Annotated in this window: 13 protein-coding genes; 7 read left to right on the forward strand and 6 right to left on the reverse strand. The window is 70.8% G+C overall.

The annotated features are described in order from the left end of the window. Positions 1-39: 39 nt before the first annotated feature. The gene (locus tag INT49_RS10255) at positions 40-1,293 is read left to right on the forward strand and encodes an MFS transporter (RefSeq protein WP_193117646.1); all 1,254 of its coding nucleotides are present in this window, start codon (positions 40-42) and stop codon (positions 1,291-1,293) included. A 377-nt stretch (positions 1,294-1,670) separates the two neighbouring features. On the opposite strand, the gene INT49_RS10260 is transcribed toward INT49_RS10255, so the two are convergent. The 6 genes from INT49_RS10260 to INT49_RS10285 form a co-directional block, all read right to left on the reverse strand. Further along, complete coding sequence (locus INT49_RS10260; RefSeq protein WP_193117647.1) at positions 1,671-2,465, reverse strand: SDR family NAD(P)-dependent oxidoreductase; 795 nt, start codon at positions 2,463-2,465, stop codon at positions 1,671-1,673. Next, a complete protein-coding gene (locus INT49_RS10265) occupies positions 2,462-3,532 on the reverse strand; it encodes a 2-hydroxyacid dehydrogenase (protein ID WP_193117648.1) in 1,071 nt (356 codons plus the stop codon). The genes INT49_RS10260 and INT49_RS10265 overlap by 4 nt, the downstream gene beginning before the upstream one ends. Next, a complete protein-coding gene (locus tag INT49_RS10270) occupies positions 3,529-4,812 on the reverse strand; it encodes an alpha-hydroxy acid oxidase (RefSeq protein WP_193117649.1) in 1,284 nt (427 codons plus the stop codon). The genes INT49_RS10265 and INT49_RS10270 overlap by 4 nt, the downstream gene beginning before the upstream one ends. 118 nt (positions 4,813-4,930) lie before the next feature. After that, the gene (locus INT49_RS10275; protein WP_193117650.1) at positions 4,931-5,734 is read right to left on the reverse strand and encodes an SDR family NAD(P)-dependent oxidoreductase; all 804 of its coding nucleotides are present in this window, start codon (positions 5,732-5,734) and stop codon (positions 4,931-4,933) included. A gap of 46 nt (positions 5,735-5,780) precedes the next feature. Next, entirely contained in the window at positions 5,781-6,701 is a 921-nt protein-coding gene (locus tag INT49_RS10280; RefSeq protein ID WP_193117651.1) for a sugar phosphate isomerase/epimerase family protein, read from the reverse strand. 310 nt (positions 6,702-7,011) lie between these two features. Beyond that, the gene (locus INT49_RS10285; RefSeq protein WP_193117652.1) at positions 7,012-7,791 is read right to left on the reverse strand and encodes a FadR/GntR family transcriptional regulator; all 780 of its coding nucleotides are present in this window, start codon (positions 7,789-7,791) and stop codon (positions 7,012-7,014) included. 270 nt (positions 7,792-8,061) lie between these two features. Between INT49_RS10285 and INT49_RS10290 the strand changes: the two genes are divergently transcribed. From INT49_RS10290 to INT49_RS10315, 6 genes are all read left to right on the forward strand, one after another. Continuing rightward, a complete protein-coding gene (locus INT49_RS10290; RefSeq protein ID WP_193117653.1) occupies positions 8,062-8,946 on the forward strand; it encodes a sugar phosphate isomerase/epimerase family protein in 885 nt (294 codons plus the stop codon). 152 nt (positions 8,947-9,098) lie between these two features. After that, on the forward strand, positions 9,099-10,001 hold the full coding sequence (locus tag INT49_RS10295) for a phosphogluconate dehydrogenase C-terminal domain-containing protein (protein ID WP_193117654.1): 903 nt from the start codon (positions 9,099-9,101) through the stop codon (positions 9,999-10,001). Positions 10,002-10,063: 62 nt separating this feature from the next. Next, entirely contained in the window at positions 10,064-11,563 is a 1,500-nt protein-coding gene (locus INT49_RS10300; protein WP_226850229.1) for a GntT/GntP/DsdX family permease, read from the forward strand. Positions 11,564-11,788: 225 nt separating this feature from the next. Further along, positions 11,789-13,504, forward strand: coding sequence for a dihydroxyacetone kinase family protein (locus INT49_RS10305; protein ID WP_193117655.1), 1,716 nt, complete (start codon positions 11,789-11,791; stop codon positions 13,502-13,504). Between the two features lie 42 nt (positions 13,505-13,546). Further along, positions 13,547-14,017 (forward strand): ribose-5-phosphate isomerase, encoded by a 471-nt coding sequence (locus INT49_RS10310; protein WP_193117656.1) that lies wholly within the window; start codon positions 13,547-13,549, stop codon positions 14,015-14,017. A gap of 249 nt (positions 14,018-14,266) precedes the next feature. Then, on the forward strand, positions 14,267-15,046 hold the full coding sequence (locus tag INT49_RS10315; protein ID WP_193117657.1) for a triose-phosphate isomerase: 780 nt from the start codon (positions 14,267-14,269) through the stop codon (positions 15,044-15,046). Positions 15,047-15,100 lie beyond the last annotated feature (54 nt).

A 15,100-nucleotide genomic window follows, 5' to 3' on the forward strand; every position in this document is an offset into this window, starting at 1 on the left:
GGCACTCCCCTTCTCGTAACGACGCGACAAGGAGTTCCTGTGCACGACGCCCCTCGCCTCACCCGCGCCCACCTCATCTGGGCCGTGGGGGTGTTCGCCTACCTCTGCGCGGTCTCCGGCCGGGCCTCCTTCGGGGTGGCCAGCGTGGAGGCCTCGGCGCGCTTCGGGGTCGACGGGGCGGTGCTGAGCCTGTTCGGCGTGGTCCAGCTGGGCACCTACGCAGCCGCCCAGATCCCGGCGGGCCTGCTGCTGGACCGGATCGGACCCCGACGGATGATGGTCCTCGGCGCGGTGACCATGGCCGCCGGGCAGGTGCTGCTCGCCCTCGCGACCGACGTCCCCACGGCTCTCATCGCCCGGCTGCTCACGGGGGTCGGCGACGCCGCCACCCTGATCAGCATGGTGCGGCTCATCGCCACCTGGTTCCCGACCGGGCAGGTGCCTCTGTTCACGCAGCTCGCGACCATGATCGGCCAGTTCGGCCAGGCCGTCGCCGCGGTCCCCTTCCTCGCGCTGCTGGTGAGCGCGGGGTGGACCGCCGCGTGGTCCTCGCTGGCCTTCCTGCTACTGCTGAGCGTGCTGCTCGTGATCGCCGTGGTGCGCGACGAGCCGCCGGGCGAGCCGGACGCCGCTCCTCCGGCACCGATCAGGCCCGCCCAGTTGCTGCGCGACGTGTTCACCTCGCGCGCGGCATGGTCAGGTTTCTTCCTGCATGCGCTGACGCTGGCCTCGGTCAACGCGTTCCTGTTCCTGTGGGGCGTGCCGTACCTGACCAACGGCCACGGCCTGAGCCCGGCGGAGGTCGGCGCGCTCCTCACCGTGAACGTCGTGATCATGGTGGCGATCGGCCCGCTGATCGGCGTGCTCACCGGCCGCTTCCCCCGCCACCGCGCCCGATTGGGCTGGATCGCCGGCGCCATCCTCTCCATCGTGTGGGTGGGCACCCTCCTGGCCCCGGGCCCGCTCACCGCCTGGCAGCTGATGCCGCTGATCATCGCCCTGGCCGTCGGCTCCGCGACCTGCTCCGTCGGCTTCGACCTCGCCCGCACGGGCGTTCCCCGCCGGGCGATCGGCACCGCCACGGGCATGGTGAACATCGGCGGCTACTCGTTCTCCCTGCTCTCCGTGCTCCTGGTCGGCGTGCTGCTGGACCTGCTCGCGCCCGACGGCGCCGCGAGCCTCGACGACTACCGCCTCGCCCTCTCCTCGATGGGCGTGCTGATGGGCGCCGCCGCGCTGGGGCTGCTCCTCACCACGAGGCGCCGGGCCGACGACCAGCCTGCGCGCTCCTGAAGGCACCTGAGCGCGCGTACGTTCGCTGAGCTCGCCTCAGCTCGCCTCAGTACGCCTGAGCATGCCCCGGAGAGCCAGTCTCCGCGTGGCCTGGGAATCAGTCCCCACACCCGCGCATCCCACCTCGCACCTCGCACCTCGCACCTCGCACTTCGCCGCACCAGCTGTCGAGCCTGCACCACGTGTCGTTGAGGGCGGCCTCAACGACAGGTGGTGCAGGGTCGATCGCCGGGCGGCCCAGAATCACGCGCCAGGGAACCGTCGTCTGGAGAGATGCGGGCAGGGCCGTGCCGCCCGCGAACGGCCGCCCGCGAACGGCCGCCCGCGAACGGCCGCCCGCGAACGGCCGCCCGCGGATGGCCGCCCGCGAACGACAGTCAGCCGACGCGCAGGCCGCCGTTGAGGTTGTAGGTCGCGCCGGTGGTGAAGCCGCCGTGCGGGCCCACGAGGAAGGCGACCAGCTCGCCGAGCTCCTCGGTGGTGCCGAGCCGGCCCACGGGGGTGCGGGCGACGAACTGCTCGCGTCGCTCTCCCTCGAGCGGGCCGCCCATGATGTCGGTGTCGATGTTGGCCGGAGCGATCGCGGCGGTGGTGACGCCGGTGCCGGCGACCTCCTTTGCGAGGCCACGGATCAGGCCCTCGACGCCGGCCTTGGAGGCCGCGTAGGCGGAGGTGGAGAAGTTCCCGCCGCCGTCCTGCGCGGCGGTGGAGCTCATCGCGACGATCCGGCCCAGACCCTGCTCGAGCATCCCGGGCAGCACGCGCTGGGCGAGATGGAAGGTGCCCAGGGTGTTGATCGAGAGGGTGCGCAGGAAGTTCTCGCTGGTCATCTCCAGGAACGGAGTGGGGTTCGCGATGCCGGCGCTGCACACGAGCGAGCCGATCGCGGGAGCCGCCGCCTCCTGCTCGACGGCCGTGATCGCAGCGTCGACCGAGGCCTGGTCGGCGATGTCCACACGTGCGGTGACGACATGAGGCGAACCCGCCGCGCGGGCCTCCTCGGCGACGCTGCGGAGCCCGGCCTCGTCGAGGTCGAGCAGAGCGAGCGGGCGACCCTGCCGGGCGAGGGTCAGCGCCACGCCACGTCCGATGCCGCGCGCCGAGGCGGCGCCGGTGACGACGGTGGTCAGGTCGACGATGCGGGCCTCGTCGGCCGCGGAGCGCTCGGTCATCGGCGCGTTCCGTCGGCCGACGCCGGTGCCCCGTCGGCCCCGCGCGACGAGGGCGTGCCGTCGGCCCCGCTCGGCCCGTCGGCCGACGCCTGCGGGGTGTTCACGATGTTGCGCGGAGCCCGGCCGCTGGCGACGGCGGTGACCTCCCCGAGCACCTCGGCGCCGGTGTTGTCGGCGAAGTCCTTCGTCCAGCACAGCGCGTGCGGGGCGAGCACCACGTTCTCCAGCGCGAGCAGGGGGCTGCTGGCCGGGAGCGGCTCGACCTCGAAGACGTCGAGCCCGGCCCCGGCGATCGTGCCGTCCTGCAGGGCGGTGATCAGGGCCGGCTCATCGACCACGGCGCCGCGGGCGATGTTGATGAGGAATGCGGAGTCCTTCATCCGGGCCAGCTCCGGGGCACCGATCAGGTGACGGGTCTGGGAGTTCGCGGCGACCGTGACGATCAGGTAGTCGCTGCGGGCGATCACCTCATCGAGCTCGAGCTGGGTCGCGCCGACCTCGGCGCAGAACTCGGGACGGGCCGACCGGTTCCAGGCGATGACCTCGAGGTTCAGGGCGCGCAGCTGGCGCACCGTCTCCTGCCCGATGCCGCCCAGACCGATCATGCCGATGGTCGCGGTGGCCAGGCCCGGGCCTCTGTACTCCGCCTTGCGGTCCCAGTCGGCCTCGCGGACCAGGCGGTCCTTGGGCAGCAGGTTGTGGGCGAGGGCGAACAGGAAGGTCAGCGCGGTGTGGGCCATCGGCACCCGCAGCCCGGTGGGAGCGTTGGTGACGGTGATCCCGGCGGCATCGCAGGCCTCGAGGTCCACGGAGTCGAAGCCGGCACCGAAACGGGCCACGTGCGTGAGCGTGGTGACGCCCTCGAGCTGCGCGGCGCCGAAGGGCGTGCCGCTGAGCAGCAGCACAGCATCGAAGCCCTCGAGCGCCCCGGGGCTGATCGGGACCTCGACCCGGGACCATTCGATCCCCTGCTCGGCGAGCGTGCCCAGGCCGATGTCGCCGTAGATGGTGGAGCCGTCCGCTTCGGAGTAGTCCGCAGTGACGGCGAGCTTCCAGGGGCGGCTCATGCGCTCGGCCCGTCGGCCGTCGTGCCGGATTCCGGCTCGCGGTGCAGGCCCGTGCCGTGCCAGGCCTCGGGGTAGTCCACGAAGCCGCGGTCCAGCGCGTCGATGCTGGTGGCGCCGAGCTGACCCATGGCCAGCTCGAGCTCCTCGTCGAGGATGTCGAGCACGCGCAGCACGCCCTTCTCACCGCCCGCGGCGTTGCCGTAGCCCCAGGCACGGCCGATGGAGACCAGGTCCGCACCCACCGCGAGGGCCTTGGCGATGTCGTCGCCCGTGCGCACACCGGAGTCGAACACGACGGTCATGTCCTCGCCCACGGCGTCGACGATCGAGGGCAGCACGCTGATGGTGCTGGGCGTCGAGTCGAGCTGGCGGCCGCCATGGTTGGAGACGTAGATGCCCTGGGCGCCGACGTTCCGGGCCCGCTGCGCATCCTCGGGGGTGAGGATGCCCTTGATGTACACCGGGCCGTCCCACTGACGCCGTACATCCTCGATGTCTGCCCAGGTCAGGGTGAGGTTCGTGAGGTAGCGCTTGACGAACTCCTGGTGGGAGACGGCGTTGTCGCCCTGAATCTCGCCGGCAAGGTTGCGGAAGCCGATCGTCGGAGGCTTCATGATCGCGCGGGTCCAGTTGAGGTGGCGCACCGCCTGCACCGCGTTGCGCGGAGTGATCTTCGGGGGGATCGACATACCGTTGCGGTGGTCGCGGTACCGCTTGCCGTTCAGGGGAACATCCACCGTCACCACGAGCGCCTCGGCGCCGATGGCCTTCGCCCGGGAGATCAGGTTCGAGACGATCTTGGGGCTCTTGTACATGTACAGCTGGTACCAGAGCGGGCCGGTGGCCTCGTCCGCGAGCTCCTCCATCGCCCAGTTCGAGGCGGTGGAGATCGTGAAGGGGATGTTCGCCTTGCCGGCCGCGCGCACCGCGCCCAGCTCGCCCTCGCCGCCGATCATGCGCTGCAGGCCCAGCGGCCCGAGCACATAGGGGCGCTGGAGGTCCATGCCGTCGACGGAGGTGCTGATGTCGATCGTGGAGATGTCCGTCAGCCAGCGCGGACGGAACCGCACCTCGCGCAGGTCGCGGGTGTTCGCATCCAGGGTGATCTCGTGGTTCGAGGCCCCGTCGACGATATCGAAGGCCATGGTGGGAAGGCGCTTCTTCGCGAGCTGCCGGATGTCCTCGATGGAGGGGGCGGATTCCATCGGGTCCAGGCGGAAGCCGCCCGCGGCGAGCATCTTCGCGAATTCGAGGGCACCGGAAAGTGTCGAGTCGGCCAAGGGGTCTCTCCTTCGAGTCGGTATGGCTGGTCCTGCTGTCCTGCTGTCCTGCTGTCCTGCTGTGCGACGGTGCACGAGGTGCGGCCCCGGGGTGGTCGCCCCGGGGCCGAGGGGTCTCTCAGTGCATGTGCTTGCCGCCGTCGACGTTGATCGACGTGCCGCTCACGAAGCTGGAGTCCTCGCTGACCAGGAAGTTGATCAGGCCGGCGACCTCCTCGGGCTGGCCCACGCGCTGCAGGGGGATGTTGGCGCTCATGCCGGCCTTGCGGTCGTCGGTGAGCGTGCCACCCATGATGTCGGTGTCGATCGGGCCGGGCAGGATCACGTTGGCGGTGATGCCGTACTGGCCCAGCTCGCGGGCGGCGCCACGGGTGAGGCCCTGCACGGCGGCCTTCGCGGCGGCGTAGCCCGTCTTGGAGAAGGTGCCACCGCCATCGAGGGCGGTGATGGAGGCGGTGTTCACGATGCGACCGCCGAAGCCGCCGTCGATCATGCGCGTCGCCGCGGCCTGGATCATCAGCAGGGTGCCCTTGCCGTTGACGTTCATGACCTTGTCCCAGACCTCCGACGTGATCTCGAAGATCGAGTGGGGGCTGGGGATGCCGGCGAGGTTCACCAGCGCGGCGATCGGCGGCATCTCGGCGTCGATGCGCGCGAAGGCGGCGTCCACAGCGGCCTGGTCGGAGATGTCGACGCCGACGCCGATGACCTTCTGCCCACTCTCCGCGGGGAGCTCGGCGGTCAGCTCGGCGGCGAAGGCCTCCGTGGCGGCGCCGTCGATATCGGCCGCGACGACGCTCCACCCCTCGGAAGCGAGCTTGCGGGCGACGCGACGGCCGATGCCGCGCTCGGCGCCGGCACCGGTGACGATCGCGGTGCGCTCGTCGGGGAAGGGCTGGATGCGGTTGATCTCGAGAGTCATGCGTGAACTCCTTTGTTCGGAAGGGATTGTTCTGGCGGGTTGCGGATCAGGCGAGGGCAGAGGCCAGCACCTGACGGATGTACTGCACGTTCTCGGCGATGACGCCGAGGGAGTCGGAGCCGTAGTGCTCGCAGCAGAACGGACCGGAGTAGCCGAGCTCGAGGGCGCGGAGGATCACCTGGCGGTAGTTGATGTAGCCGTACTTCAGCGGCATCGGGGCCGAGGAGTACGCGCCGGTGGCCGGGTCGAGGTCACGGGTGTAGTTCTTGATGTGCCAGAAGTTCGAGTGGGGCAGCACCTTCTCGAACATGTCCGCCCACGGCTCGACCTCGCGGTGCAGGCGCACGAGGTTGCCGATGTCCGGGTTCAGGCCCACGGCCTCGTGACCCACGTCCTTGACGAAGGCCACGGCTTCGTCGGCGGTGCCCACGTAGGTGTCCTCGTACATCTCGAGGCTGACCTCGATGCCCTGGTCGCGGGCGGCGTCGCCGAGGGTGCGGATCCGCTCGATGGCGAGGTCGCGCAGCGCCGGGTCGTCGACGTGGCCGTCGGCCAGCCAGAACCAGATGGCCTTCTGCTGAGCCTCGGTGGTCGCCTGCATGAAGCCGGTGTTGACCACGCTCACGCCGAAGCTGGGGGCGAGGTCGATGAAGCGCAGCGCGTCGGCGACGTTCTGCTCGCCGTTCTTCACGTCCACGACCGAGTTGCGGGTCATGGAGATCGAGGAGAGGGTCATGCCCTCGCCGTCGAGCACGCTGCGGAACTCCTCGACGCGCTCGTCGGAGAGCTTCGCGAGCGGCAGCCAGGCGTCGGTGGGGTCGATCTGGTCGACGCCGAGCGCCTTGACCTGGCGCAGCTGGGAGGCCCAGACCGAGGAGGAGGCCTCCAGGGTGGGGGTGCCGTCCGTCGTGGTGCTGCCGAACGACAGCATGTTGGCTCCGATGGGCCAGTTCTCCGCTGTGAACATCGTTGTCCTCTTTCCTCGTGACGTCTCGTTGCCGTCGATCCTATAGGATCGTTCGCCATCGTGGGAAGGCTTTCCGCGAGAAATCGTCGATCGCCGTTCGACGGCACTGGTGACACGACGACGTCCAGCGGGGTCGGGTACCGAGCACGAGGTCGCCCTGACGGCACGGCGACGTGGCGGGCAGGAGCAGTCGCGAGAAGCGTCGATGACCTCCTCCCGGGTCGGTGGTCACCCAGAGGCGGACGACGCGCCTCGGTCCACGCTTCCCCGCGTGCCGTTCATCGAGCCGTCGTCCCACGTGGACGCCAGGTCAGGCGCTTGGCGTGGTATCCCGCAGGAGCCGCTCCGCGGCCGTAGCCATGTGCTGCTCCATCGCCATTCCAGCCGCGGCGGCATCGCCGGCGGCGACGGCCTCGGCGATCATCCCGTGCTCGAGGATCGCCCGGTCGATGTCCTCCCGGTTGTCGACCGACCGTTCGAACCAGACCCGCAGAAGGGTGCGCGTGGTGGCCAGCAGCTCGCCGACGAGGGCGTTGCCGCCGATCTGAGCGAGGACGCGATGGAAGGCGACGTCGGCGGCCACGTACCCCTCGGGGTCGTCGGCCGCAGCCCGCTGATCCTCGACGATCCCCGTCAGCTCCGCCTTCTGTTCGGCGGTGGCGGTGAGCGCGGCGAGCTGGGCGGCGCTGCGCTCGAGGGCACCGCGCACCACGCTCAGCTCGGCGGTGCGCTCCTGGTCCATCAGCAGCGACCAGCTGAGGGTGCTGGGGAGCAGCTCCGAGGTGCCCGAGCGCAGGTAGGTGCCCGACCCGGCGCGGGTCTCCACCACACCGAGCACCTCGAGAGCGGAGATCGCCTCGCGCACCGCGCTCCGGCCCACGCCGAGCTCTTCGGCGAGCGCACGCTCGCCCGGCAGGCGATCACCGGGGCGCATCGACTCACCGAGCAGGAGATCGAGCAGGCGGTGCGCGACGGCGCTGCTCGGAGAGCGGTTCAGGCCTGTGGGAACGATCCGGCGAGCCCCGAAACGGGCAGGCGACGCGCTGTCGTCGTCCGACGGTTCGGCGGCATGCAGGGATGGGGTGGTCACAACGTCTCACAGTACCGGCACGGCCCAATCGACCGACGTCCGAGGCGTCTCTGCAAGGCGGGCCGGCCTCAAGATCCTCTCCGCAATTGGCCAACCGGTTGACCAATTACCATTTGTGGCGCTAGTGTCGGCGAGGTCGTCGGCAACACCGGCAGCATCCACCGGCACGACCGGCACAACCTCCAGCGCGGCGCCACAGCAGCCCGGTCTGAGAGCCCAGCCGCGACGAACTTCCTGAACACCGCGATTCCCACGATGGAGTGACCGCGCATGACGCACCCCTTCCCGATCGGCATCGGCACCTATGCCCTGTTCTGGGAGTTCGAGGGCCGCAACCCCAAGCCGTTGAGCATCGCCGGCATGATCGATCGCGCTGCCCAGCTGGGCTGCGACGTCTTCCAGATCTGCGATGACCCCCGCGTCGAGCAGCTCGACGCCGCCGAGCTGCGGGAGCTGCGGGAGCGCGCCGAGATCCTCGGCGTCGAGCTCGAGCTCGGCACCCGCACCATCGGCCGCGAGCACCTGTCGCGCTTCCTCGACATCGCCGAGGCGCTCGGCGCGCGCACCCTGCGCTCGATGATCCAGTCACCGGAGATCGCCGAGGGTGCCGAGTCCGCGGTGGAGGAGCTGCGAGCTGTCCTCCCTCGCCTGGAGGCCCTCGAGGTCACCCTCGCCCTGGAGACCTACGAGCAGGTGCCCACCACGACCCTGCTGCAGGTGATCGAGGCGGTCGGTTCCCCGCTCGTGGGGATCTGCCTGGACCCCGCGAACTGCGTCTCCGCGCTCGAGCACCCGAAGCAGGTGGTCGAGTCGTGCGCGCGCCGCACCGTGAACCTGCACGTGAAGGACTTCGCCTTCGCCCGTCAGGAGGGCTGGGTCGGCTTCACCTTCTCCGGCGCACCGCTCGGGGACGGGCTCCTCGACCTCGAGCACGAGCTCGCCGCCGTGTACGGCGAGGCCGCACCGGCCACCGGACGTCGCGCCGCCCAGCCCCACCGGGAGGGTCCGACCGGGGAGCACCGCACCCCGAGCGCGATCGTCGAGCACTGGCTGCCCTGGCAGGGAGACCTGCAGAGCACTCTGACCGCCGAGCGGGCCTGGACCGACCGCACCCTCGCGGCCCTGCGCGCCTGGCGCGACGCCCGCGTCGGCTGAGCCGCAGGCCTCGCCCCACTGCCCCACCGCCCCACCGCGTGTGGCCCCCCGCACCTGCACCTGCCTCTGCACCCGACGTCACCACCGCCAGCGGCCCGCCCGGGCCGATCAGAGCGCCCCACCCGGGGCACCACCCACGAAGGAGTCATGCCATGACCAGCAGCAAGGAACTCAACCCCCTCTTCGGCAAGTCCGTGGAGCTGGACCCCTCGATCTCGGTCGCCGTCGTCGGAGCGGCCGGCAAGATGGGCACCCGCGTCTCGAACAACCTCAACCTCACCGACGCTCCCGTGTACTACGTGGAGGCCTCCGAATCCGGCCAGCAGCGTCTGGCCGAGCTGGGCCGTGAGGTCACCGAGCTCGAGGACGCCGCGAAGGCCGCCGACGTGGTCATCCTCGCGATCCCCGATGTCATCCTCGGGAAGGTCTCCGAGCAGGTCGTACCCCTCATGAAGGAGGGCTCGGTGCTGCTCACCCTCGACCCCGCCGCCGCCTATGCCGGGTTGCTCGCCGAGCGCGAGGGCATCCACCAGGCCTGCGCGCACCCGGCCCATCCGTCGGTCTTCCTCGAGCGCACCACCCCCGAGGAGTGGGCCGACACCTTCGGCGGCATCGCCGCGCCGCAGGAGGTCGTGGCCGCCTACGAGGGCGGGGACGAGGCGATCCGCGAGCGCACCGCCGCCGTGATCCGCGCGATCTACGCCCCCGTGATCGACGTGCACTGGGTGACGATCAAGCAGCTCGCCCAGCTCGAGCCCACCCTGGTGGAGACCACCGGCTGCATGATCGGCCAGTTCCTCAAGGACTCCATGGACCACGCGATCCACGAGGTCGGCATCCCCGAGGACGCCGTGAAGGCCCTGTTCTACGGGCACATCTTCATCTCGCTGACCAATGCGCTGCGCGGCTCGAACCCGTTCTCCGACGCCTGCCTGCGCGCCATGGACTACGGCCGCGAGTCGATCATCAAGCCCGACTGGACCAAGGTCTGGGACGACGCCGAGCTCGACAAGGTCCTCGCCACGATGCTCGACCTCGACACAATCGAGCGCTGACCAGCACCCCCTCTGCCGGGGCGCCCTGACCCAGGTCGCCCCGGCCCACCGAGAAAGGCCCGATGATGTCGCCATTCCTCCTGCTCGGGATCGCCGTCGCCGCGATCGCGATCCTCCTGTTCACGGTCATAGCGCTGAAGTGGCCCGCCTATGTGTCTCTGCTGGTCGTCTCCGTGCTGACCGCCCTGGCCGCCGGCGTCGCGATCCAGGACGTCGTCCCCCTCATGATCGAGGGGATGGGCGGCACCCTCGGCAGCGTGGCATTGCTGGTGGGGCTCGGGGCGATGCTGGGCGGCATCATCGAGAAGACGGGCGGTGCCGAGGTGATCGCCCAGCGCGCCGCCGAGGTGCTGGGCGAGAAGCGCCTCGCCCAGGCGCTGCTGATCGCCTCCGGGCTGGTCGCGATCCCGATCTTCTTCGACGTCGCCTTCATCATCCTGGTGCCGATCATCTTCGCCTTCGCCAAGGCGGCCGGGCATCGTGCTCCGATCGCGATCGGCATGCCGGTCGCCGTGCTCATGGTGTTCATCCACAACACGGTGCCCCCGCACCCCGGAGTCGTCGGCTCCACGACGCTCCTCGGCCAGGACCTCATGGGCCTGGTGACGCTGCTGGGCATCGCGCTCGCGATTCCCATGGGCGTCCTGGTGCACGTCGTCGGCACGAAGGTCATCGGCTCCCGCGCCTTCTCCCTCGATCCCGAGATCTCACAGAAGTACGCGATAGCCGGCGCAGCGAGCGTCTGCGCAGCAGGATCCGGCGCATCGGGCGGGCGCACCACAGGCTCCGCGCCCTCGGCCCTCGACACCGCCCCGACGGACGGCGAGGTCCTGACGGACCGCGAGGTCCCGACGGACGGCGAGGTGCGAGCGGATGGCGAGACTCATCGGCGTCCCCCGGCGACGCTCGTGATCGCCCTGATCCTGCTGCCGATCGTGATGATCGCCTGCGGCACGGTGGGGACTCTCGTGTTCCCCGACGGCAGCTCGGCGGCGAACATGCTCTCCTTCATCGGCGCTCCCGCCTTCGCACTGCTGGTCGCCACCCTGATCGCCATGTACCTGCTCGGCGTCATGCACGGCTGGGGCAGGCAGCAGATCAGCGAGGTCATGGACGGCGCGCTCGGCCCCGCGGCGATCGTCATCCTGGTGACCGGAGCCGGCGGAGTGTTCGCCAAGGTCCTCACCGAGACGGGTGTGGGCGACGCCGTCTCCGGGCTCCTGCTCGACGCGGGTGTGCCGATCCTGCTGCTGGCCTTCCTGGTCGCCCTGGTGTTCAAGGTCGCCCAGGGCTCCGGCACCGTCGCCACGCTGTCCGCTGCGGGGATCATCCAGAGCACCGTGCTCGCCGGCGATTACTCCTCGCTCCAGGTCGCGCTGATCATCCTGGCGATCGGCCTGGGCTCGCTGACCCTGTCCCACATCAACGACTCGGGATTCTGGATCGCGACGAAGTTCCTGGGGCTGTCGGTCGCCGATGGGCTGCGCACGTGGACCGTGCTGACCACGGTGCTCGGTGTCAGCGCGATGGTGATCCTGAGCCTGGTCTGGCTCATCGCCTGACGGCTCCGCCTGCTTCCCCCGATGCGGCCGCATCGACCGACGATCCCCGCACCCCGGCGACGGCCGTCGCCGACCCTGCACTCCAGCTCTTGATCCCGTCGCTGTCCCACCCCGAACTTTTCCTATAGGATCGTGGGGACGACGGGGTCACCGACCCCACCCGTTCGACACCGACTGCGCGCCGCCGGTCCCCCGATTCGGACGCCCTGTGGAGGAATCTCACCGATGACGTATCTCTTCAACGACCCCGCCGACTTCGCGACCGATGCGGTCCGCGGCCTGGCTCTGTCCCACCCCGACCACATCGCCGTCGTGCACGGCGGCGTGGTGCGTCCGACCGCGACCCCGAAGGGGCAGCCCGCCCTGGTGATCGGCGGGGGCTCCGGCCACTATCCCGCCTTCGCCGGCTGGGTGGGCCCCGGCATGGGCCACGGCGCCCCGTGCGGCAACATCTTCGCCTCTCCGTCGGCCTCGCAGGTGTACTCGGTGGCCCGCAACGCCGAGAACGGCGGCGGCGTGGTGCTCGGCTTCGGCAACTACGCCGGCGACGTCCTCCACTTCGGGGCGGCCGCGGAGAAGCTGCGCGCCGAGGGCATCGACGTGCGCATCATCAAGGTCAGCGACGACATCGTCTCCAACACGCCGGAGAACCACCGCGACCGCCGCGGCATCGCCGGTGACCTGCCCGTCTTCAAGATCGCCGGCGCGGCGATCGAGGCCGGCGCGGACCTCGACGAGGCGGAGCGCATCGCCTGGAAGGCCAACGACGCCACTCGCTCCTTCGGCGTCGCCTTCGACGGCTGCACCCTGCCCGGCGCCTCCGAGGCCCTCTTCCATGTCGCCGACGGGCAGATGGGCGTGGGTCTGGGCATCCACGGCGAGCCCGGTGTGCGCGACGAGCCGATCGGATCGGCCGACGAGATCGCTGCGCTGCTGGTCGAGGGCGTCCTCGCCGAGCAGCCCGAGCGCGCCGCGGACGGCTATCGGGGCCGCGCCGCCGTGATCGTCAACGGCCTGGGCACGGTGAAGTACGAGGAGCTCTTCGTGGTCTACGCGAAGGTCGCCGAGCTGCTCGAGGACGCGGGCATCACGCCGGTGCGCCCCGAGGTCGGCGAGTTCATCACCAGCCTCGACATGGCCGGGCTGTCCCTGACCCTGGTGTTCCTTGACGAGGAGCTGGAGCAGCACTGGCTGGCCCCCGTCGACACCCCTGCCTTCCACCGCGGCGCCACGCCCGCCGTGGAGCGCCCCCGTCGCGAGACCTTCTGGGAGGCCGGGGCCGACGAGACCCCCGAGTCCACCGAGGAGTCCCGCGAGGTCGCGACCAGGATCGCCGGCGTGCTGGACCTGTTCGAGGCCGTCTGCGCCCGCGAGGAGGCCGAGCTGGGCCGGATCGACGCGATCGCGGGCGACGGCGACCACGGCCAGGGCATGGCCTACGGCACCAAGGGCGCCGCGGCCGCCGCGAAGACGGCCCTCGCCGACGGCGCCGGAGCCCGCACCTTGCTGGTCCGCGCCGGCGAGGCCTGGTCCGAATCCGCCGGCGGCACCTCCGGCGCCCTGTGGGGCGGCGCGCTGATCGCCGCAGCGAGCACCTTCGCCGACGACGCCGGCAGCTCGCCCCGCACGATCGTCGAGGCGGTCGACGCGGGCATCGACGCGGTGCTGCGCCTGGGCGGGGCGACGGAGGGCGACAAGACCATGGTCGACGCCGCGATCCCCTTCCGCGCCGCCCTCGCCGACGCGTTCACCGGCGACAACGCCTCCGCGGCGATCCTCTCGGCCGCCGGCGTGGCCCGCTCTGCGGCCGACGCCACCGCCGACATCACCGCGAGCCTCGGCCGGGCCCGCGTGCTGGGCGACAAGTCCCTCGGCACGCCCGACCCCGGCGCGATCTCGTTCTCCATCCTCATGACCGAGCTCGGGCAGCACCTGGCCTGACATCCTGGAACCACCTCACCTCACCACTCGAAGGAGACCCTCATGGCACTGACGATCATCGTCGGCGGCGACAACGCCGGCTACGGCTACAAGGAAGAGTTCAAGGCCCTGCTCGAGGCGGACGACCGCGTCGAATCGGTTCTCGACGTCGGCGTCGGCTCGGCCGACGACGGCACCTTCTACCCCAACGTCGCCGTCGCGGCCGCGGAGAAGGTCGCCGCGGGCGAGGCGGACCGGGCGCTGCTGGTGTGCGGCACGGGCCTCGGCGTCGCGATCGCGGCGAACAAGGTCCCCGGGATCCGCGCCGTGACCGCGCACGACCTCTACTCCGTGCAGCGTTCCGTGCTCTCGAACAACGCGCAGGTGCTGTGCATGGGCCAGCGCGTGATCGGCCTCCAGGCCGCCCAGGAGCTCGTGAAGGTGTGGCTCGACCTCGAGTTCGACCCGGAGTCCTCCTCCGCGGCGAAGGTCGACGCCATCTGCGCCTACGACGGCTCCCTCGACCAGGCCTGACCCGCCCGACCCCGCCCGCAGCCGTGCTCCGAAAGGTTCCACCTGGATGGCACCTTTCGGAGCACGACCGGCCGAATCGCCCCGGCGAGAGTCCCCACGGCGCACCGGGAGTCACCGGAGCGCACCGGGACACCGGAGACTGATACCGGCGTCACCCCTGCGCGGCGTCGGGAACGGCGCCGCGGGCTGGACGCACGGTGACCTCCGCAGGACCCGGAGCACCCCTCGAACGACACGGAAGGATCCCGCATGAGCACCTTGTGGATCGGCACCAGCTGGAAGATGACCAAGACCCTGGCCGAGGGTCGGGCGTGGGCCGAGGGCCTGCGCGACCAGTTGGGCGGCCAGGACAACCTGGACCGTGCCGCCCCGACCGGCGTGCAGCCGTTCGTCATCCCGTCGTTCACCGCGACCACCACCGTGCGGGAGGTCCTCGGCGAGGACTCCCCCGTGCTGCTCGGGGTGCAGAACGCCCATTGGGAGGACGCCGGCGCCTGGACTGGTGAGGTGTCCGTGCCGCAGGCCAAGGATGCCGGTGCGCAGATCGTCGAGATCGGTCACTCGGAGCGTCGTGAGCACTTCGGCGAGACCGTGGAGACCACGCGGCTGAAGGTCGCCGCGGCCCTGCGCCATGGCCTCACGCCCCTGCTGTGCATCGGCGAGAGCCTCGCGGTGAAGGATGCCGGCGGCTCCTCCGAGTTCATCCTGGAGCAGGCCGCCGGGGCTCTGGGCGGGCTCAGCGCCGAGGAGCTCTCGCGTGTGGTCATCGCCTATGAGCCGATCTGGGCGATCGGCGAGAAGGGCCGACCGGCGACCGTCGAGGAGCTGATCGAGCCCTTCGCCGCCCTCGGCGCGCAGTACACCGGGACGGTCGCCGGGATCCTGTTCGGCGGCTCCGTGAACCTCGACAACGCGGCGGACCTGCTCCGGATCGACCATGTGACCGGCCTGTTCGTCGGCCGTACCGCGTGGGAGCTCGACGGCTACCTCGAGCTGCTGCGCATCGCCGAGGCCCACGCAGGGTCCTGAGCGCCGTGCCCCCGGGGAAACCGGGGGATGGCCCCCAGGCCCTGCTCGGGGTCC

It is taken from the genome of Brachybacterium tyrofermentans, assembly GCF_014897585.1.
In the GTDB taxonomy this organism is placed as follows: domain Bacteria; phylum Actinomycetota; class Actinomycetes; order Actinomycetales; family Dermabacteraceae; genus Brachybacterium; species Brachybacterium tyrofermentans.

What these genes read in the sequence shown, in the direction of transcription:
- INT49_RS10260 (WP_193117647.1), bottom strand. Translation starts at nt 2,465, where the DNA reads ATGACCGAGCGCTCCGCGGCCGACGAGGCCCGCATCGTCGACCTGACC.
- INT49_RS10265 (WP_193117648.1), bottom strand. Translation starts at nt 3,532, where the DNA reads ATGAGCCGCCCCTGGAAGCTCGCCGTCACTGCGGACTACTCCGAAGCG.
- INT49_RS10275 (WP_193117650.1), bottom strand. Translation starts at nt 5,734, where the DNA reads ATGACTCTCGAGATCAACCGCATCCAGCCCTTCCCCGACGAGCGCACC.
- INT49_RS10280 (WP_193117651.1), bottom strand. Translation starts at nt 6,701, where the DNA reads ATGTTCACAGCGGAGAACTGGCCCATCGGAGCCAACATGCTGTCGTTC.
- INT49_RS10290 (WP_193117653.1), top strand. Translation starts at nt 8,062, where the DNA reads ATGACGCACCCCTTCCCGATCGGCATCGGCACCTATGCCCTGTTCTGG.
- INT49_RS10295 (WP_193117654.1), top strand. Translation starts at nt 9,099, where the DNA reads ATGACCAGCAGCAAGGAACTCAACCCCCTCTTCGGCAAGTCCGTGGAG.
- INT49_RS10300 (WP_226850229.1), top strand. Translation starts at nt 10,064, where the DNA reads ATGATGTCGCCATTCCTCCTGCTCGGGATCGCCGTCGCCGCGATCGCG.
- INT49_RS10305 (WP_193117655.1), top strand. Translation starts at nt 11,789, where the DNA reads ATGACGTATCTCTTCAACGACCCCGCCGACTTCGCGACCGATGCGGTC.
- INT49_RS10310 (WP_193117656.1), top strand. Translation starts at nt 13,547, where the DNA reads ATGGCACTGACGATCATCGTCGGCGGCGACAACGCCGGCTACGGCTAC.
- INT49_RS10315 (WP_193117657.1), top strand. Translation starts at nt 14,267, where the DNA reads ATGAGCACCTTGTGGATCGGCACCAGCTGGAAGATGACCAAGACCCTG.